This is a genomic window from Ruegeria sediminis (assembly GCF_005938215.1).
Lineage (GTDB): Bacteria > Pseudomonadota > Alphaproteobacteria > Rhodobacterales > Rhodobacteraceae > Ruegeria > Ruegeria sediminis.
The window spans coordinates 16,947-36,603 of sequence record NZ_VCPD01000003.1; the positions used below are offsets into that span (position 1 = coordinate 16,947).

Consider the following 19,657-nt stretch of genomic DNA (forward strand, 5'->3'; position numbering starts at 1 on the left):
CATGCCCCGCTTTATTATTGAACGCAAATTTGCCGAGCAGCTGGAAATCTCCAACGACGCCAAGCTGCATATCAAGGAAATCAATGACGAAGAGGGAATCGAGTGGATATTCTCCTTCTTGAGCGCCGACAAACGCAAAACATACTGCCTGTACGAGGCCCCGGACGAGGAGTCGATTCGGCGTGCAGCAAAACGGCTGGACATACCCGCTGATGTGATCACGCCGGTCGACAGAGTCGATCCCGGAATATTTGCGTGATTCCGCCTTGAGGGTTGACGTCATCCGCGGCATGCGCGGCGTCCCGGTGAAGTTGTTATCATCCACGCGCTAAGAAGGGCGCTCACTTCATATCGACGTGACATTGGACGCGCTCTGGGGAATTTCGTCACTATACCGCAGTTGATCAGCCGTCGGACTATTCAGTTGGCGTTCAGCCCGAATGGTTGGCGAGAGTGAAGCCTCTGCTTCCAGCTGTTTTCTCGGGCGATGACGTCCTCGGGCGGCAGATCCGGGGCGAGACGCTCTAGAATGCTAAACCGGAAGTTTCGAGGATTGCGGTCGCGAAGCTCGCGATTCCCGCCGTGGCCGTCGCGGGCATAGGCCTGCCAACGCCCGAGGATATTGTCGCGACCGTACGCCGAGCCAACGTAGGCCCGTCGATCCTCTTCGTCGAAGATGAGGTAGATCCCGCGCCATTCTGCGAGCCGCGCACGCCAGGAGGCTGGAAGGTTCGCGAGTTCAGCAAATGTCAGATCGATCTCTCTCCAGTCTGGCGGCGGAGCGGCAAATGCGCTTTCCTCGAGGATCGCGTGGACAGGGAAACTGCCACGGTCCACCCAGCGGAACCAAGAGCGTTCGGGTGGCGGATAGTCGATGACAAGCCGGCCGCGCCAGTCGCTGTAGAAAGGCAACCTTTCCAAATCGAACTGCATCTCCGTGCCAACCTGCTCGACCCTCTCCGCCGTGAGGCCCTCATAACCCATGTCTCTGAGTGTCTGGTTCTCCGCAATTTGCCAGAAGGTGGCAAAGTCAAGCGCTCGGCTTCCAATAACACGGTAGAAGCCGATGAAATGGGCCTTTCCGGGAACGAGGCCGAGGAAACTCGCCACGAACTCGGCTCGACGAATAGCCGTTGCCGGCCGGCCTGGAACGGACTGATAAGCTTCGAAAAGCTCGGGATGTTCCGTGATGATCCACGGTATGGCGCGGGCGAGCCGGGGCTCAAAAGGGTGATGGCGCAGCAAGACGATGCGTTCCCGCGCATCGGGATCGAAACCGTGGGCTCTCAACAGATCCTTGAAATCCATCGAAGTTTCACCTTCCAGCCATTGGGTGGAGCCTAAGCGTAGCTTAGGCCGGGAGCAATCCTGTCTTGAGTAAGTCATCCATCGAGAAACAGAAATGAGCCCCGTATTGCGACAGCCTTGGTAATCCGAGCTCAGATGGTGCTGGTGTTCGAGATCGTATTTGCTTGCCGCCCGCAAGCGGCTTTGTGGAAATGCCTTTCATGCTGCAAGCAGGTTCTCTTCAAGCTTGGCAAACAGTTCGACGTCCTCTTCCGGGCTTTCGAACAGGTGGCCGTAGACGTCCATGGTCATGTTGATCGAGGAATGGCCGAGCAGAGCCTGGATCTTCTTCGGCGGCCAGTTCTGTTCGATGAAGAGGGAAGCTGCGGCGTGGCGGAGAGCGTGAAAGCTGAACTTCGGATTGCCAGCCTCATCGACGATGCCGTTCTCGAGCAGCAATGGAACGAGAACCCGGTTGTGGATGTTTGAATGGTTCTCGATCCGGCCTTTGCCGTTCGGAAAGACCAGGTCGAGGTTGCCAGGCGGACAGACCGGGCGCCAGTCCTCCAGCGTCTTGGCGACGATAGGCGCCATCGGGATGCTGCGCTTGCTGGTTCGGCTTTTCGGTTTCCCCATGGTGTTGAAGCGGTCGGCGCGTTTCTGGACGTGGATGAGCCGGCGTTCGAAGTCGACACAGTCCCAGGTCAGCCCCCGAAGCTCGCTGATCCGCATGCCGGTGAAGATGGCCGTCACGATCAACGGACGGTGTCGTTCGGGTGTCTTCTCGACCATGGTGCGGATCTCGTCCTTGGTGGGGATTGTCCGCTCTTCCTCGTCGCGACGGTTCCGGGGCAGTTTTACATCTCGGGCGACGTTGTGGCCGATCCATTCGCGGTCGAGTGCTTCGCTGAGGGCCGAGCGCAGGCTTCCCAGGATCTTCTTGGTCATGGCCCGTGACAGACCTTCGTCCTGCAACTCGTCGAGGAAGTCCTTGACGTCGGCCCGGGACAGATCCTCGAGCAGCAGATCACCAATCTTCTTGTCGATGTGGTGATCGACGTGCCCCCGGTAGCTGCGAATTGTCGCGCGCTCGAGATTGTTGCGTTCGCATTGTTTCAGCCAGGCGTTGCAGGCATTTCGGACCGTCTTGTTCTTGCCGCTCATGGCAACCTCTTGTTGTGTTGATGTTGCGTCTATTATAGCTGAACGGGAGACATCCGTCGGGTGCTTTCCCACGATTTGTCGTGGAAATCTCAATGAGCTTAGGACGATGGATGGCTGTCGGACTATTGTGAAACATCGTCTGTGTTGCTGCAGTGGTTGATCGCAGGATTTCGCAACAACGTTGCGACTACGTAAATGAAGAAGGCTCGCTATGATCGGATATATCCTGCTGACCCACGGTCCGAAACCAGGATCCACGAACATTCGCAACCACCCCGCCTCGCGGCAGCAAGTGGCGAACCTGAAAGCATTTGTGGATGCCATGAACTGGGTCGATGTACCGGTCGTGTTCGACTACGCACGAACAGTGCCGAGCTTGTCGGCATTGCCGAACCTTGAGCAAAGCCTTGAGCGCGCCCGTGAACAATCCAATACGGTGATGATAGACGACTTCCGACGGATCTTCTCGAATTGCCCGCGTGAGAGGCGCGTAGACCTGTACAGCCGGTTGATGGGCTACGGCGGGTTCTTCCGGGACATTCAGACGAGGAAGGATATCGGAGATCTCGGTCGAAACTATGTGTCGATGATGCTGACGACAGATCCGCGCCGGTACTTGAAGATTGTAACCCCGCCCAGTCCATCAAGATCGCTCGAAGAGAGAAGGGACCAGACAAGGAATGCGACGCAAGCTTCAGTCGAGACGAGAGCAAGAAGCGCTGATCAGAAGGCAGCCGGCTTACAGAAGCTGAGAGAAAGCCTGGAGAAAGAAGAGGGGAAAGTTTCACTCAATCGTCTGGCCCAGGCTGCCAACGACGCCGGTGTCAAGACAACGAGAGGAGGTAAATGGACTGCGGCCAATGTTGGAAGAACCTTGAAGAGACTCGATACTTTAGAGGGTTAGGTGTTGCTAGGATTGCGTTTCAATGAGTTGCGTGAGTATGCATGTTGTCCGTCGTCAGAGTTTTCCGGACTGCGCGGGCAGTTTCGTAACGGAGGCTCTGGCTTGATTTCTGTTTCAGTTTAGGCGGTAGCGGATTGGTGCTGCAACCGGCGTTTTCGGATTGTCTGTTTCTTGATCTCCTCTCTCATCTTCAGGATCTTCGCGCCCCGGCCGTGATAGACGTCAGCCGGTGTAAGATTGCCGAGGCTCTCGTGGTATCGCCGGTTGTTGTAGTAGTCGACGAAGGCGCCGATCTGACGTTCGAGATCGCCCGGCAGGAAGTAGTTTTCCAGCAAAACACGGTTCTTCATCGTCTGATGCCAGCGCTCAATCTTGCCCTGGGTCTGAGGGTGATGCGGCGCGCCGCGGACGTGATCCATGCCCTTGTCGTCGAGATAATCCGCCAAGTCGGCGGCGACGTAGGATGAGCCGTTGTCGCTGAGCAGCCGGGGTTTCTGAACGACCATGGCCTGATCGCATCCCGAGACCTCCAGCGCCAGTTCCAGCGTGCTCGTCACATCCCCAGCCTTCATCGTCGTGCAGAGTTTCCACGCGATGATGTAGCGGCTGTAATCGTCGAGGATCGTGCTGAGATAGAACCAACCCCAGCCGATGACTTTCAAGTAGGTGAAGTCGGTCTGCCACAGTTCGTTCGGGCGGGTGGTCTTGTCGCGGAACTCATCCGCTGCCCAGATCACCACATGGGCCGGGGCCGTGATCAGGTCTTCGGCCTTGAGGATGCGGTAAGCCGAGGATTCCGAGACAAAATACTGCTTCTCATCGGTGTATTTTATCGCCAGCTCGCGCGGCGTCAGGTCCTCGTGGTCCAGTGCAAACTCGACGAAGTGCTCGCGGACGTCATTCGGGATGCGGTTCCACACCGACCTTGGCCGGGGGGAACGATCTGCCAGAGCATCGATCCCGCCGTCCACCCAGCGGGCATACCAATCGTAATAGGTGCTGCTGGGAATGCCGAGCATCGCCAATGTCTGCTTCACCGGCAGATGCGACGCTTCCACCGTGCGGATGATCTCAAGCTTCTCAGAGGCGGGGTATCTCATTCTCCGTCCTCCCCATCTCCGATCATGCTTTTTTTGAGCAGTCGGTTCTCCAGGGTCAGTTCGGCGACCACCTCCTTGAGCGAGGCCGCCTCGGATCGCAGTTCCTTCACCTCCGGAGCCGTTGCCTGCCGCGCCGTGTCGCCAGCGAGACGCTGTTTGCCGGCTTCGAGAAACTCCTTCGACCAGGAGTAATACAGGCTCTCGGCAATGCCCTCGCGGCGACACAGTGCAGCGATGCTTTCCTCACCGCGAAGGCCGGCCAGGACAATCCTGATCTTCTCTTCCGCTGAATACTGTTTGCGGGTCTTCCGTTTGATGCCTCTGACCAGCTTCTCAGCGGCATCTTTGCTTGTTCCGGATTTCTTGTTCATCTTCGCTCCTTGATGGCTTCGATGAACCAGAGATCCTCCGTTGCTCAAACCCCTAAATCTGTCCGATGGGTGCTGACGTCAGACATGCATGTATAAGGGTTTGAAGATCTAGAACTGAACTCTCTTCAAATACAATCCGATGAAACCATCGTTCTTACAGGGAGACAGCATCAACGGATCCAAGCATTCGCCTACGCCTGAAGATTCTTGAAATTCCAAATTGGTCGGCTTCAGGTACTAGAGACATAGTTCAGTTATTAGGGAACGCTTTGGGCCAGGACCTTTGCCATCGCAGGCGATACAAGACCGTTCATGCCAGGTTGGCCAGGCCGGATTTCCTGCCTCAGACGGAGAGGGCAATGCAAGTCAGGGATTGGTTGAAATAAGTTTGCGTGCCGTCGTCAAGTCTGTGACCGGACTGGGGCCTGCAATAGCTCGTCTGGAAAATCGTGTGTCGAAGCACCTAGGTCGTGACGATCGCAAGGCTGGGGTTGTCATGATGGCTTGAAGGGCTGGGGCGCGTACAATGACCTGGTTTGAGTTTCTCAGGTACATACTTGGACGAAATCGCGATCAATGCATTTAGGCCGATGTTCTGAGCATCTGGTAGAGCTTGCCCACGCATGCGGCAACACGGTCGGCCGCGTCATCAAGAGCGGCATCGAGATCTTCTGGCGCAATGCCAAAGTTTGAGTTCCCTTCGTAGTCGACTAAATGGACCAAAATCGGGATCATCAGCTGAGCTCCGCTCTCGGTCTTCATGATGCGCTGCCATGCGGCGGGCCATCTCTTGACCGCGTCCATGAAGCCATCGCACCAGTCCATCGCGATGACGTGACCTTCCGCCGACTGCCAGAACAGGGGCTCCAGAAGCTGTCCGGTAGCGAAACCGTCATATATCTCGTCATGTCGCTGCCTGATGAGGTCTTTGATGTCTGCCGGAACGGTTTCAGTGTTTCCCAAGACAACGTTGAGACAGGTTTCGAATGAGATCTCTTCTGGCGTGCAGATCGCGCCGACAAGAAATCCGTCGAGATCGGACAGGCCAAAGGATGTCTCAGGACTGGCGTCGGAGCACAGGTATTCGTCAAGTCGTTGCAATGCGTTCACCATTGCCGGGCCAACCATCCAGTATTCGAACCGCATTGGTGGCATAAGTGCTCTTATTCTTAGGTGAATGCTTAACGGGCACCACTCCGGATCTCCAGCAGATTGGAAGATCCCCGTTTTAACCACGCAATTTCCCCGTGCAAATCCAGCACTTTGGGGCCTTTCTGGCGGCGCCAAATGGACAGCAGGTCCCACAAATTGTTGAGCCGGGCCGGGATTGGGGGGATAGCGATTTCGCGCGTGATTGCCGTTGGTCGACTAGGGAACGTTCCTGTTCTTGCAAGCCGAACATCAAATACACTGGTTGGAAGTCCTAGATGACACCTGACCTGTTACAAGGTAGTCCCGCCGCCCAAAACCAAATGTAACGCCGATCCTTGGAGAGGCGACGCAGAGCAGACCGAAGCGCGGATGAGTTTGTTGGGGCTAGTACGTGCTTGCAAACAGCAAGTCACGTACAGGAGTATTCTCATGACTTCCAGCCCGACCGCAATCATGCTCGCCAAGGCCATCGAAGCTTCGGGTCTTTCCACGGCGGAAATTGCCGAACGGGCCGGCATCGGCAAATCCAGTGTCATCAAAATGATCAGTCAAGGCATTACACGGGTCCCTCTCGACAGCATACCGCAACTGGCCCGGACCTTGAGCATGGATGAGCGGGAGTTTCTCGCGGTTGCGATTCAGGAATACCATCCTGGTATCAGCGAGGTTCTGGGTGAGAACCTCGGGAGGCGGATGGCCGACGCCGAAACTGACGCCCTGAACACATTTAGAAAGGCGAACATCCGTGGCCGGATCGAGGTCAAGGGCCATTTCAGAAAAGCCCTTGAGGGATTTCTAGTTCTATCAGCGACTGCCGATCCGTGACGTTTTCAGGTCAAGAATTTGCCGCCTGCCAAGCTACCGCGCGGATCTCCAGTCTTTGGACAGCCCGTGCAGGGCACGGTCAACCTTCTGGTTCATTTCCGTCCACGACACCAGCCGCCCTTTCTTGCCCAGGCGAGTCGGGCGGCCAGCAAGCTCTCCTTTGGCGAATCGCTTTTGTTCGACGACCTCGATGGCACGGTGGAACCGGTCCAGTCCGTAAACACCGCTGCGCGCGAAGATCGACACTTCGTCCACGCTGTGCCGAAACCCAAGCGAACCGGTGCCACCCGGAACTTCCGTCGTTGGCAGGAAGAACTCGAACATGCTGGGTCGGAGCGACTGGAAATTGAACTCGAACAAGTCACCTGTCGTTCTCAAACCTGCGGCACCGTGCCCGCCATCTTCTCGGTGGTGGCCTGTAAGCGTAACTTCGATACGTGCGCGCCAGTGCTTGGAATCGAGAGCGTCTACTTTGTTCCGGTTTGGATCCCTACGATCCGTGACCTTGTCCATGATCCTGAGCGCGACAACGTGGTCCTTGGCTCCGATGTAGCTGGTCAGATCTACTGGTGGTTGGTGGTGAGATTGCAGACTCAAGGGTGCCAGCATGCCGGGGTCAATTTCCAAGCGACGCGCTTCACGTGTCAGGGTTTTTGCTGCTGCCGAGAGCTTTTGGGCGACAAAGTAGGTCGCTCCGCCACCGCCATACTTCCCACCATAGGACCGAGGTTGGCAGAGTGTGGCCTCGGTCAGGGCCGGGTGTGGACGCAGATGCCTGCGCAAGGTGTCAACCATGTGCCAGCGCATGAGATCGGACGCGCGCTGGTCGTCGCCGAAATGGGTTTTAGGGAAGAAGTCGACCGACACTTCGATACCAGCGATCCGGTATTCAGTTAGTGTAAAAGGTTGAGATCCGAACTGTGTCTGCAGCCGCAATAAGACCGCTGCGAGGTCGGCAGGATCAGGTTGTTGCAGGCGCACCCGGAAGAAGTTGCCTATATGGCGGTGTTCGCTATTAGGGCCACTGACGAAGACGCTTGAGCGTGAACCGCAGGCACGCATCTGATTTGCAAGCCACTTCTGAATGTTTGTCGCTTGGTGGTTGGCCTCGGTTTGAAGGTACAACTCCAGCCAGTCGATGATCGCCACGCACCGAAAACGGTTCAGATCGATAGCAGGGCGGAGAATGGTCCGGCCCTGCAGGATGGGCTGTGTCCTCTGTCCGTTGAGGGCTGAATAGGTCTGCGGGAGGTAGTTCGACGTTATCGATCCGACAGATGCCCATTCCGGATGATGACGGAAAACCAAAGGTACTTCGATTGTCTGCACGGTGTCTCTCGTGACTGTGGAAATGCTTGAAGGCCATGGGGCCGCTCCGGTAATCGCAATGCGGCGACTTCCGGAGCGTGGATGCTGCGAAGGCACCAATGCTGGGTGCCGTAAAGCTTTCATGGAACATGAGGCGAGTGCCGCCCGCCTCGCCTGGGTGATCAGGCAACACTCGCAATCGCGTCTTGAGCGGGAGCAACCGATCCTGGTGTTCCGTCTGCTTGAATTCCAACCCTCGGTTGGGATCTGCGGTGGCAACTCTGTCTGCGTGCCAGACAGAGTTTCAGGCGCTTGGCCCGATCTTCGACGGAGCGCTTGGGAACAGGTGGGCAGGTCCGAGCGATTAGCTCAATCTTGCGCCTTGTCCTAGTCAGGCTAGACTTCTCGACCATTTTGCGGAAAGACTTGTATGTCGCTGGCAACGCGGCGAGTAGCCGACGCCCTTCCAGATCGACTTCAAGGCCTTTCTCCCTGATACAGCGTAGGAGCACGTCCTTAGAGGAACGCACGTAGGACTTTCCCCGGAACCCGGAGTCTGATTTCTCGGCATGACGGGCGGGTGCGCCTTTCTCCAGGATCCACTGCAACCCGTCATGGCTCAGCCTGACCGACTGGTTGCAGTTTAAGTAGACAACAGGATGAATTGGAACCGGCACTGGCGATGCTCCTTCATTCACGGAGATCCGTGGTATTGTGGGTGAATTAGATCAGGAAGGTGAGGGTTTCCGAACATGCGGGCGCCAAGGCGGTGCGTTGGAGCTTCAAGTCTTTCGCGGAGCCGAGCGTAGATCGCCGAAGTGGTCTATTCGCTGCGTTTTGCATCGCTCCTGGAGAGCTTTTGGCAAGAACGCATTATACTCCGGCCGCGATTTGGCTCCCTCAGGTACCTATATTGGGCTCTATACGAGTGAGGGAGATGCACCCGGGGCTCGACATATACTTCGTTGATCGGTTCGGAAAGGCGTGCAAGCCGACAGAAATTGCTCAGCGCGGTTTCAATCCCATCTCTGGCGATGCACTTCCGGTAGATGGCATAGTCGTTCCAGAATACCGCCAAGTGGCGGCGTGCGCGTACATTTGTCGGAATGCATTCCTCGCGAATGCACAATAGTAACTGGGATTTGTCCGTGGAGACGCGAGGGTACCCGAGAGGCGACGTTTCATACACAGGGCGAAACCCTGCGCCTGTACGGGTTTCGATCACCCACTGCTTGCCATCATCGCTGATGCGGTTGAGCCGCCTATTGTCCAGTTCGAAAAGCGGGAAGGGGTAAGTTGCGCCGTTGATCATTGGGGTCTCCTGTTCCGGGTCAAGTTGCGCCTAAAGCCTCCGGTTTGTGGCTTTGGAAATGGCTGGATTTCGACGTATCGGTCGGTGCATTGCGGCGGAATGGACAGTTCCTCTCTGTTCGCGGCTGTAGCCGCGTCAGTCGTCTTGCGTATTTGGGAGCGTCGTGGTTTCTTGGACGGAAGCTCAGCTTGCCGCTGACATCATTTCTATTTCATCAGCGGAATACCTACGCCACTCAGTGGCCCGGACCCTTGTCCAAACGCCCTCGGGTGTAGGACGCCTCCACTGTGGGAATGTCATCAGCTGTAGATTCTGGAGCGCTTCAGCGAAGTCATTTACCTCACGCTCGACGCCCTCACCATCGATGAGGTATTTGCCGTCCCTCTGGACGCCAGGGTGAAAAACGCTGCCATCCTTTGCTACTGGCAGAAACAGCACCTCGGCGAGGCCGCGGTCGATAGTAGCCAAGGCCTCACTATCGTCTTGTTCGCGCCAGATGGAAGGTTTGAAGTCCCGTAGGGTCTGCAACCAACCCAATGCTTCTCTTGCATCGATCCGGTTCTGGTTGCCGACGATTTCTGCAGGTTTGCCTGCAAGCTTGTTCTTAATAGTCTGCAAAGCCTTCCCTGAAAGGAGCGCAAGTTCCGTCGCATTAACGTACTGGCCGCAGTCCAGCTTCCACCGTGCCAACGCCTTCTGGACCAGCGTCACGAGGTGTTCGCTCTCAAGGTCCCAGAGATCGGTGGGCAATAGTTGCAAGAGGCGTTCGGCAGTCTCCAACTGATTGGCCAGCAGTGTTTCGCGCTGGCGAGCATCTCGTGCAGGAGCGACCACAATGCCGAAATTGGCATAGGCCGTCAGGTCGTGCAGCAGCTGACCTATCGCTGTTTCGGCGTGAATACTCGTGAATTCTTCTTCAAGAATGTGGTCCCATTTGTCGGATTCTTTCCAATTTGGAAATGGGCCGCGAACCATTTTGTTGAGTCCCGCGGCGGCGTGTTCCTCACCGAAGAAGATCGCACAAATTTCTGCGATTGCTCTCATCGAGCGTTCCACTCCGTTCTCGAAGAACCCGTCATTTCCAAAGCTATAGGTGAAATCGAGCCACCTTTCGTGGAACAATTGGTTGATGTCATTGGATGCGTTCTTCATATAGCGACCCTTTCAGTACCTGGCATTGGAGGTAGTACTGAGTTTGTGGAATCTCAACAATAATTATGGTATCAACTTTGATACTTAATACTATCTTAAATCGGCGCAGGTGCACTGATCACATCACTTTGGCGCTGTTCTTCGCGAACGATTGTACGAAGTCCTAGAAAAGGACAGTCCGAATAATGGGATGTCCCGCCGCAGAAACCCAAAATCTGTGTGGATCCTTGTAGAGGCAAACAAATGCGCGGCGTTCCCGGAACTGGCGGATGCGCTTGGTATGGAACAAAGGCGACTTCTGATGCTCGCTACGCAGGAATATTCGTTCGTGCGCGCAGCTTCCGGAGACAAGCGCCTGTTTCAATCCGCGCCGCCGTGTGGGGGCGACAGCAGGGCAATCGCAGCGTCGCAGTATTTGCAGGCGTTTCAATACACGCCCCCGTGTGGGGGCGACGTTCCCCGGCGGTTCCGGTCGCCATCGAGCGTGATGTTTCAATCCACGCCCCCGTGTGGGGGCGACCGGGCAGGGGGGGGGTCTTGTGATGGTTGCCCCACGCGTTTCAATCCACGCCCCCGTGTGGGGGCGACCGCCACCTGGCGGCACATGTCGATGCAGGCGACATAGTTTCAATCCACGCCCCCGTGTGGGGGCGACGCCTCCTCAACGCGCCAGATGGCGTCCATGCCGAATTTCAATCCACGCCCCCGTGTGGGGGCGACGTTTGGCCCGACTCTAGTCCACCAACTTCGAGGTGTTTCAATCCACGCCCCCGTGTGGGGGCGACATTCCGTGGGCCTCCAGTTGGATGCGTCTGCCGTGGTTTCAATCCACGCCCCCGTGTGGGGGCGACAGCCACACATTGCGCGGCCTCGCCACACAACCAGCGTTTCAATCCACGCCCCCGTGTGGGGGCGACCGCGGTGGCGCTGGAAATGATGGCGCAGGCTGACGTTTCAATCCACGCCCCCGTGTGGGGGCGACCAGGCGCAGGGCTTCAACGCCTCCGTCGAACTCGTTTCAATCCACGCCCCCGTGTGGGGGCGACGGCCGTGGGCAAGATGTCGGACCCGGTTTCATCCCGTTTCAATCCACGCCCCCGTGTGGGGGCGACGCCGAGACCGAAGAAAGCAACAGAGCCATCATGCCGTTTCAATCCACGCCCCCGTGTGGGGGCGACCTTGCGACGGGCGGCAACTTCCGCCTTTGACGGGTTTCAATCCACGCCCCCGTGTGGGGGCGACGGCCCTGCCTCACGTATTGGTCCGCGCGCTTGATGTTTCAATCCACGCCCCCGTGTGGGGGCGACCTGGGCACGTGGCGGGCGACGACTGCGGACGTGGTGTTTCAATCCACGCCCCCGTGTGGGGGCGACCTGATCCAACCATTCCGGCGCGGCGCATAGCCCCGGTTTCAATCCACGCCCCCGTGTGGGGGCGACGCGAGAAGTTGACCGCTGGCATGGCGTCCTGCGTGTTTCAATCCACGCCCCCGTGTGGGGGCGACGAGTGCGACTCCACGTTGGCCGCAGCCCAATGGTGGTTTCAATCCACGCCCCCGTGTGGGGGCGACCGTGGCGGTCTGCCCGACCCCGGCCATGCCCGCAAGGCGGTTGTAGTTTCAATCCACGCCCCGTGTGGGGGCGACCGCCGCCCGGTGGATTACCAGCGCGGGCGGATGGTTTCAATCCACGCCCCCGTGTGGGGGCGACCCTGATCGGGGATACCGACATGCTGCCGATCCTGTTTCAATCCACGCCCCCGTGTGGGGGCGACGCGAATACCGCCGAACCCTTGACCTGATACGGGAGTTTAAATCCACGCCCCCGTGTGGGGGCGACGGCCGTGGTCACGAGGTAGTCATCCACCCCGTCGTTTCAATCCACGCCCCCGTGTGGGGGCGACGCCTTCAAAGCGTTCAAACGCCAGGAAGGGCACGTTTCAATCCACGCCCCCGTGTGGGGGCGACGTGCGCCCTGCCAGGAGCCGTCGGTCGAGTGCATGTTTCAATCCACGCCCCCGTGTGGGGGCGACGCCAGTCCTGCGGGAACGCGCAGCCGGCACACCAGTTTCAATCCACGCCCCCGTGTGGGGGCGACACTCATCCAGAAATATCCGCTCATTGTTCACGCGTTTCAATCCACGCCCCCGTGTGGGGGCGACGGCCGAAGGCGCTGGCGCCGGCGGATCCGAAGGGGTTTCAATCCACGCCCCCGTGTGGGGGCGACCTTCACCGACACGTCAACGTCATCGTGATCGAACTCGTTTCAATCCACGCCCCCGTGTGGGGGCGACCCTTGGCGGTATCGACCAGCCCGACATTGGTGGTGTTTCAATCCACGCCCCCGTGTGGGGGCGACTGGTGGCTGGATACCAGCTCAAGCCCTGCCGTGCTGTTTCAATCCACGCCCCCGTGTGGGGGCGACATGAGGAGAGCCATCACGCGGTCCCCCATGCCCAGTTTCAATCCACGCCCCCGTGTGGGGGCGACGCCTAGCTGGTCATAGGCAATCAGGTTGTTGCGGTTTCAATCCACGCCCCCGTGTGGGGGCGACATTCCACGGTTTTTGTACCTGCTGCCCCACTTGCGTTTCAATCCACGCCCCCGTGTGGGGGCGACGGGGGGCGCGCCGACGCCTTTGCGGTAGAGGGAGTTTCAATCCACGCCCCCGTGTGGGGGCGACGCTGGTGTCCTCCCACGTGCCGTTCTTGGCCTTGGTTTCAATCCACGCCCCCGTGTGGGGGCGACCATGTGACGCTGGCAAGGTCGAACTGGTTGAACACGTTTCAATCCACGCCCCCGTGTGGGGGCGACGCTCAGAAACTTCGTATCAACGATGTTCTTGAAGTTTCAATCCACGCCCCCGTGTGGGGGCGACGCCAGTCCTGCGGGAACGCGCAGCCGGCACACCAGTTTCAATCCACGCCCCCGTGTGGGGGCGACCTGGAATTGGCGCGCATGGTTGGGCACACGGATTTGTTTCAATCCACGCCCCCGTGTGGGGGCGACGATGAACCTGTGGTCCGTTTTGTTCCAAACGCCGTTTCAATCCACGCCCCCGTGTGGGGGCGACGGTACGCCGAAGAACATGGCGATTTCAGAGCGCGTGTTTCAATCCACGCCCCCGTGTGGGGGCGACGTACCGGATCGCGTCACCGTCCCACATGGGGCCATTGTTTCAATCCACGCCCCCGTGTGGGGGCGACACCTGGTGATCGTGGTGGCCGCGCACAAGGTGCAGTTTCAATCCACGCCCCCGTGTGGGGGCGACGGGCACACCGAATTTCCGCTTCTACGTCTGCGAGGTTTCAATCCACGCCCCCGTGTGGGGGCGACACGTGGAGCGACTGGACGCGGGTGGACAGCACGGTTTCAATCCACGCCCCCGTGTGGGGGCGACGAGGAATCCTGATGGACCTGAGCCGGTTTGACGTGTTTCAATCCACGCCCCCGTGTGGGGGCGACTTGACCACAACGTTGCCCGCCAGATCGACCATGTAGTTTCAATCCACGCCCCCGTGTGGGGGCGACCCGCAACGCAGCAGTTGCTGATCGGGGATTACCTGTTTCAATCCACGCCCCCGTGTGGGGGCGACTTTCGCGCTTTGCGCTGCATACTTGATCTATCGCGTTTCAATCCACGCCCCCGTGTGGGGGCGACTGTGTTAAGCTAAGGTATTGAGTTCCGGAGGAGAATACCCTGTTTGGTGCGAATGTGAGTGGGCGCAGCTGCCTTCGACTGGAGAACTTCTTCGCTGTGTCGATGTTTGCCCACGATATCAAGGAGTTGTGCTGCGCGCGAACCTCCGGGGAACTTGCTGGGCGCTTTGGGTTCGCGCTAGACGATCAAGACATCGTCGAAATCGGTGGCGGGGCGGGCGCCGCAATGCTCGATGCGGCGCTTCCAATTCGTGCCCAGAAAGTAGAAACGCAGGCTGTCCTCGGACTCTTCATACTCAGACAGCAGCCGGGCGCGCAAGGCGGTCCATTGTGCCGGGTTTACTTCGCATTCGAAGACCGAATACTGAACACGCTGCCCGAAGTCCTGACAGGCGCGGGCTATGCGGCGCAGACGCTTCCGCCCCTGCGAGGTTTCAGTCTTCACGTCATAGGTGATCAGCACCAACATCGCGGGTCACTTCCAGATAAAGGCAGGGTAGCCGTCAAGGTCACTCCGGAGGTGCCGGGCCAACAGGCGGGCCTGAACATGTGGGAAAAGCCCAATGGGCAGCTTCTCGTTCAGGAACGGATGGATAACGGCGCCACGTTTGCGCTCCTGCCAGGCGGTCAGCACGATCTTGCGGCCCTTATCGGTCAGAAACACGCCGCCGGTCTCCTCGGTGCGGAAATCGCGCTTGCCGAGCTGCCGGCGGTTCAGGAGCGACAGGCACAGCCGGTCGGCGAGCGGTGCGCGGAACTCCTCCATCAGGTCAAGCGCGAGGCTCGCCCGTCCGGGGCGGTCGCGGTGTAGAAAGCCCATCTGCGGGTCGAGTCCCACAGCTTCGAGGGCGCCTCGGCAATCAGCGGCTAGGAGCACGTACAGGAAGGAGAGGATCGCGTTGGGCGGGTCGAGCGGCGGGCGGCGGGAGCGGCCCGAGAACCGCGGTTCCGGCACGCGGATCATCTGGTCGAACACTGAGAAAAAGGCGTTGGCCCCTTCGCCTTCGAGGCCGCGCAAAGTTTCGCCGTCGGTGGCGGTTAAGGCCAGCCGGGCGGCGTCGGAGAGCCGTCGCTCGGCCGCGCCCAGTTGCCCGCTGCCATCACCGTGATCGCGCAGATAGCGCCTGATTAGGCTGCGCTGGTTGGCGCATTTGGCAGCGACGATAGCGCGGGCAACGAGCATGGGCGCGTCGCGGGATTGTTCGTGCTGCGCGCGGCGCAGGAGCACGTTTCCCGACATGGGGCCCTCGACACGCGCTAGGAACTTGCCAGTTGGGCTCAGATAAGTAACGGTGACACCCGCTTCGGAACAGGCGTGCATTAGCTGAGGCGACAGCCCGACCGGGCCGAAACAGATGATCCCGTCCAGAAGGTGCAATGGCGCGCGGCCACGCTCTTGGCCATCGACCTGCACCACCACGTTCGCCCCGTTCTTGCGCGCCCAGGCGCCTTCGGAAGTGACATAGAGCGTGTTCAGAAGCTTCTTCATTCCGGGGCTCCGGGGTTGGCGACGGCGCGCGCAAGCCAGTTTTTGACATCCTGCGAGGCGCCAGGCAGGCGCGGCTGGCACGGCGCGATAAGCGAGCAACAGTCACATCGGGCCGGGTCATAGGTAGGCTGTGGCAGCCTTCCGGAGTCGAGGCAAGCCCGGATGCCCGCCGCGGTGTCAAGGGTCAATTTGCGCAGTGTGTCGTCGAGTGCAACGGTCTGGCGGCGTCGGGTCTTGCCGTAAAACAGCGCGCCTTCGGGGATCGTGCAGCCGAACATCTCTTCGAGGCATAGAACCTGCGCGCAAAGCTGCACCTCATCGGCGCGATGCGCCTTGGGTCGCCCGCGCTTGTATTCCACCGGGTAGGGTATGCCGCCTCGCAGTTCGACGACATCCGCCACGCCATGTAGCCGGTGCCGGTCCGAATGCACGTGGACTGCGCGCAGGATGCGGACACCGGAGCGCGATTCGACGCCGCCGCCATCGACTCGATCGTGCAGCACACGGCCTTCGGCGGTAAACCGGTTCTCGGCCCAAAGCCGCTCGATATGGATTAGCGCGTATTGGCGCGAACAAAAGATCCAGTGCTGCAGGGCCGAGAGGGGGATCTCCTCAGAATGGTTCAATGATCTCGATGCCTTCGGGCAGGGCGCCTTCGTCAATGTGGATGGCATAGTCGCCAAAGGATCGGGCCGGGGGTAAGTTGTGGGTGCGCTGGTCGCCCACGGGGATGTGGTCATCGCCCGAAACGCGCGAGACCGTGACGCGATCGAACAGCTTGTACGCCTGCGCATTACCAAGCGCACTGTCGTGGCGGAACGCGATCAGGCGGCGCGACGACATTTCACCGCGCGCGGCGGAGCGATCCAGATCGAACATATCGCGGAAGGCGGTCCAGACCGTATCGAGATCGGCCTCGGTGAAGCCCGTCTTTTGTGCGAGCTTCGCATTGATGAACCCGTGAGCCCGGTAGAGCCCGTAGGGTACGATATGTTTGCGCCCCATGGTCCGTTCCTTGTCGCGGTCCTTTTCGTTGGTAACCGAAGAACGCGTGATGGAGATCTCCAGCGGTAGAACCGGCTCTTCGGAGCGGGCAAAGGAAAGCTGGACAGGGCCACGAACCTGACCACAATTCACCTCAGTTGTCATGACGGCGCCGAATGTGCGGATGTCGAAGAAATTGGCGCACATCCAGTCGGTAAGTTGGCGCGCTTCCTCGTCCTTTTTGGGGAGCTTCTTGGCGGTCTGCGTGAGCCCGGTCGCCTGGTAGGCCTTGGCGTGCTGATCGTTCAGGACCGCGCGTTCGGTCATGTAGATTTCGTGACCTTGGGCGCCCTCGTGCGCCGCCGCCACATAGTTGCGAACCTTCCGTTTCAGCGACACATCTGACACAAGTCCCTGATTGGTCTCGGGGTCCATCCGCGGCAGGTTGCCCGCGTCAGGGTCACCATTGGGGTTGCCATTGGCTACGTCGAAGAAAAAGACGAAATCGTAGCGGTTTGCAAGAGTAGTCATTGATCTTCCCCATTCTTTTCGGATTTGGTCCAACGTTGGTGATAATAGCCCGCAATGAATCGTCCCTGATCTTCGAGCGCAAGCGCGCGCGGCAAATCGGCTTCGAGCCCCAGCCAGATCAAGCCGAGCTGCTTTTCGAGCCACCGCCCCAAGCCGCCGCTCTCGCCCTTCTTCACAAGCGACAAGTGGTGATTGGCGTTCTTGACCAGAAGCGGGAACACTCGCGCGGGCGTGGCGGACGCAGCGGCGAAGTAGCGATCCTTGATTGTAGCGTTCAGACTGGGTAGAGCCGCTTCCTGGGCTCGTTCGAGCACCGCAAAGAGGCGCCCCAGCCGATAGGCAGGGTTCGTGTTGTCGGGATCGAGGCTCACGGGAATTTCCTCCTTCGTTGAAATGCGGTTGACCACAGCCTTGCAGACGGCGGCGCGGCGGCCGTTAACGTGACCGTCGGCGCGGATTCGTCCGACAACAGCGGAGAGAAGCGTGCGCGGCAAGGGCTGACCGGTCAGTACCGAGCGCATCACGTTACCCCCCAGAAGCGGCGGAATGGTGTCAGCCCTGGCCTTGCCGCCGACATGTATCGCGGTCTCGTAGAGTAGCGACCAAGCTGCGGGCGGGCCTTTCCAACCGGCCGGTTCGATTGTCAGATCGTCCCAGAACCGCGCCACATTGCGGGCGAAATCGCCGAAGCTGCCGGGATGCCAGAACCGAACCGACAACCGCGCGGCGTTGGGCGCGAGACCCAGCAGGTAGACACGGGTTGACGGGTCGAACTTCGGATCACCGCCGGCACGGCCCTCGGCGATTTTCCTGACATGGGCGCGCAGCATGTTCGCCTCGGCCGCTTCGTCGGGCGGGCTGAAGGCGTTGCTCATCAGCATTTCGCTGAAACCGGCAGCCTCGGGCGTTTCGGCCTCGGCCCAGAATGCAATCGTCGTGTCGCCAACGCGCAAGTTGCGGGTGGAGTCCTTTGCGAGCAGCCGGTTTAGCGCAGTCCCGTAGGCAAAGGCGGCTTGTTCCGACACCGGCGCGTTTTCGCCTTGGGATTTGCCGAAGGATTCGTAGGCCTGATCGTTGAATGACACCAGCGATGCGCCAGAACTCTGCGCCCCCATCACCCCCTTGATCGACGGGTGGAGCCGCGCAAGCGGCGCCTCCTTTCCAGTCACGAGACAGAGCGCGCTGTCACGCTGATCAGATATCACCAGAAGCGGCAGAACCGACGACCGCTGATGAAGAAAGCGCGGAGCACCGTTGGGGCCGGTATCGCCGTCCAGTCGAAAAACGATGTTCTGATCTAACGCCTCGACGGGGAAGCCGCGGGCCGCAAAGAACTCTGGTTTCCACTTGTCTAGAAAGGCAAGAAGCGCCCGCAGTCCATCGTCGTCTATCCCCTCCAGAAGCTCACAATGCATAGCGGCGAAGGCCGCGTGCTCGTCGGCCGTGCGTTTACCTTGTCCTGGCGTAAGCTGCCCGTCGGAGTCCTCCACAGCGGTCACGCCCAACACGTAGGCCGTCTTGTCCCAAAAGAGGTTAGGCTTAATGCCTGAGGATCGCTTAACTGTCTGGGGAACCTCCATTTGCACTGGGGCCGGCCTTTTGCCAGCATGGCTGCGCAGGTCATTCAGATAAAGCGGATGCCCGACGGCGGAGATCACCATTTCAAAGCTGATCTTTTCGGTGGAAAAACCCGGGCACGGGGCCTCGCCCGCCTCCAGCATCCGCTCATATAGCCGGGTTAGCGAGGTCAGAATCGTCACCGCACCATTCCCTCCGCCCGGGCGGCTGCCACGTCGATCACTCCGTCGCGCATTTCTGCGCGGAAGAACTTTGGCGTGCGGCCATTGGCAAAGTCGATGTCATAGAGCATCCAACCCAAATCCTGCGTGCCGCTGAGTTGCGACGAGGGGAAGTTCTCGACCCATTCGAAGTCGGCGATGAACTCACGCACGCCGAGACAGGGGCGGTGAAAGCATTGGCCCTTCTCGGCGCGTCGGCGGAAGATATCGATATGCTTGGCCGCGGTCTCGTTACCTGCATTGTCGGTCATCTCGAAATGCGCCTCGATCCCGTAGGCCACGTCGCGCAGGGCCATTGTGGCGCGCTGCTGGCGATTTTCATCGACGCACATATGCAGCCCGGTCAGGTCGCCCGCCGCCATCGCAGTCATGGCATTGCGGGCCGAAATCTTTGCGCCCACCTCGTTACGGCGGATGTTCTCGAACTTCACCGGCTTCAGAACATGGATGCGGTCCACGACCCAGCGGATAGCCGGCTTCCAGTGGATCGCCTCCAGAATGCCCCGCGCGGCCGAGGGGGTCATCGCGTCATAGGAGACCCGCTCCACCTTCATTTCCGGGCGTGTAAAACAGGCATAGTCGCCCCAGACGTGGAGTTTTATTCCAAAGCTCAAGTCCGTC

15 protein-coding genes and 2 CRISPR repeat arrays are annotated in these 19,657 nt (G+C 59.3%); of the genes, 3 read left to right on the plus strand and 12 right to left on the minus strand.

The features are described from left to right. Window position 1: 1 nt before the first annotated feature. Entirely contained in the window at window positions 2-259 is a 258-nt protein-coding gene (locus FGK63_RS08640; RefSeq protein ID WP_138841231.1) for a DUF4242 domain-containing protein, read from the plus strand. A 161-nt stretch (window positions 260-420) separates the two neighbouring features. On the opposite strand, the gene FGK63_RS08645 is transcribed toward FGK63_RS08640, so the two are convergent. Next, window positions 421-1,308 carry a GIY-YIG nuclease family protein gene (locus tag FGK63_RS08645; RefSeq protein ID WP_171052610.1) on the minus strand — a complete coding sequence of 296 codons (888 nt, stop codon included), beginning with the start codon at window positions 1,306-1,308 and terminating at the stop codon, window positions 421-423. A gap of 198 nt (window positions 1,309-1,506) precedes the next feature. Then, window positions 1,507-2,451, minus strand: a complete 945-nt coding sequence (locus FGK63_RS08650; RefSeq protein WP_138841235.1) for a tyrosine-type recombinase/integrase — start codon at window positions 2,449-2,451, stop codon at window positions 1,507-1,509. A 211-nt stretch (window positions 2,452-2,662) separates the two neighbouring features. Here FGK63_RS08650 and FGK63_RS08655 point away from each other — a divergent pair, with 211 nt between their 5' ends. Continuing rightward, window positions 2,663-3,355, plus strand: a complete 693-nt coding sequence (locus FGK63_RS08655) for a hypothetical protein (protein WP_138841236.1) — start codon at window positions 2,663-2,665, stop codon at window positions 3,353-3,355. 119 nt (window positions 3,356-3,474) lie between these two features. On the opposite strand, the gene FGK63_RS08660 is transcribed toward FGK63_RS08655, so the two are convergent. Together FGK63_RS08660 and FGK63_RS08665 are read right to left on the minus strand one after the other, a co-directional pair. Continuing rightward, a protein-coding gene (locus FGK63_RS08660; protein WP_138841238.1) for an IS3 family transposase occupies window positions 3,475-4,826 on the minus strand; the annotation gives its coding sequence in 2 pieces (ribosomal slippage) (window positions 3,475-4,490 and window positions 4,490-4,826; 1,353 coding nt in all). A 582-nt stretch (window positions 4,827-5,408) separates the two neighbouring features. Beyond that, the gene (locus tag FGK63_RS08665; RefSeq protein ID WP_171052611.1) at window positions 5,409-5,972 is read right to left on the minus strand and encodes a UPF0149 family protein; all 564 of its coding nucleotides are present in this window, start codon (window positions 5,970-5,972) and stop codon (window positions 5,409-5,411) included. 435 nt (window positions 5,973-6,407) lie between these two features. Here FGK63_RS08665 and FGK63_RS08670 point away from each other — a divergent pair, with 435 nt between their 5' ends. Then, the gene (locus tag FGK63_RS08670; protein ID WP_138841242.1) at window positions 6,408-6,803 is read left to right on the plus strand and encodes a helix-turn-helix domain-containing protein; all 396 of its coding nucleotides are present in this window, start codon (window positions 6,408-6,410) and stop codon (window positions 6,801-6,803) included. A 33-nt stretch (window positions 6,804-6,836) separates the two neighbouring features. Here FGK63_RS08670 and FGK63_RS08675 read toward each other — a convergent pair whose 3' ends face one another. The 8 genes from FGK63_RS08675 to cas5c form a co-directional block, all read right to left on the minus strand. Next, window positions 6,837-8,132 (minus strand): hypothetical protein, encoded by a 1,296-nt coding sequence (locus FGK63_RS08675; RefSeq protein ID WP_138841244.1) that lies wholly within the window; start codon window positions 8,130-8,132, stop codon window positions 6,837-6,839. Window positions 8,133-9,606: 1,474 nt separating this feature from the next. Then, on the minus strand, window positions 9,607-10,575 hold the full coding sequence (locus FGK63_RS08680; protein ID WP_138841246.1) for a hypothetical protein: 969 nt from the start codon (window positions 10,573-10,575) through the stop codon (window positions 9,607-9,609). Window positions 10,576-10,932: 357 nt separating this feature from the next. Next, a CRISPR array of direct repeats spans window positions 10,933-12,146; the repeat unit is 31 nt; unit sequence GTTTCAATCCACGCCCCCGTGTGGGGGCGAC. A gap of 107 nt (window positions 12,147-12,253) precedes the next feature. Beyond that, window positions 12,254-14,234: a CRISPR direct-repeat array (repeat unit 31 nt; unit sequence GTTTCAATCCACGCCCCCGTGTGGGGGCGAC). A 177-nt stretch (window positions 14,235-14,411) separates the two neighbouring features. Then, window positions 14,412-14,702, minus strand: a complete 291-nt coding sequence (cas2, locus tag FGK63_RS08685; RefSeq protein WP_138841248.1) for a CRISPR-associated endonuclease Cas2 — start codon at window positions 14,700-14,702, stop codon at window positions 14,412-14,414. 6 nt (window positions 14,703-14,708) lie between these two features. Continuing rightward, entirely contained in the window at window positions 14,709-15,722 is a 1,014-nt protein-coding gene (cas1c, locus tag FGK63_RS08690) for a type I-C CRISPR-associated endonuclease Cas1c (protein ID WP_138841251.1), read from the minus strand. Then, a complete protein-coding gene (cas4, locus tag FGK63_RS08695) occupies window positions 15,719-16,348 on the minus strand; it encodes a CRISPR-associated protein Cas4 (protein WP_246043988.1) in 630 nt (209 codons plus the stop codon). Before cas4 ends, cas1c begins: the two co-directional genes overlap by 4 nt. Then, window positions 16,335-17,237 (minus strand): type I-C CRISPR-associated protein Cas7/Csd2, encoded by a 903-nt coding sequence (gene cas7c / locus FGK63_RS08700; protein WP_138841254.1) that lies wholly within the window; start codon window positions 17,235-17,237, stop codon window positions 16,335-16,337. The genes cas4 and cas7c overlap by 14 nt, the downstream gene beginning before the upstream one ends. Beyond that, window positions 17,234-18,997 (minus strand): type I-C CRISPR-associated protein Cas8c/Csd1, encoded by a 1,764-nt coding sequence (gene cas8c, locus FGK63_RS08705; RefSeq protein ID WP_218961125.1) that lies wholly within the window; start codon window positions 18,995-18,997, stop codon window positions 17,234-17,236. The genes cas7c and cas8c overlap by 4 nt, the downstream gene beginning before the upstream one ends. Next, window positions 18,994-19,650 (minus strand): type I-C CRISPR-associated protein Cas5c, encoded by a 657-nt coding sequence (cas5c, locus tag FGK63_RS08710; RefSeq protein WP_138841257.1) that lies wholly within the window; start codon window positions 19,648-19,650, stop codon window positions 18,994-18,996. Before cas5c ends, cas8c begins: the two co-directional genes overlap by 4 nt. Window positions 19,651-19,657 lie beyond the last annotated feature (7 nt).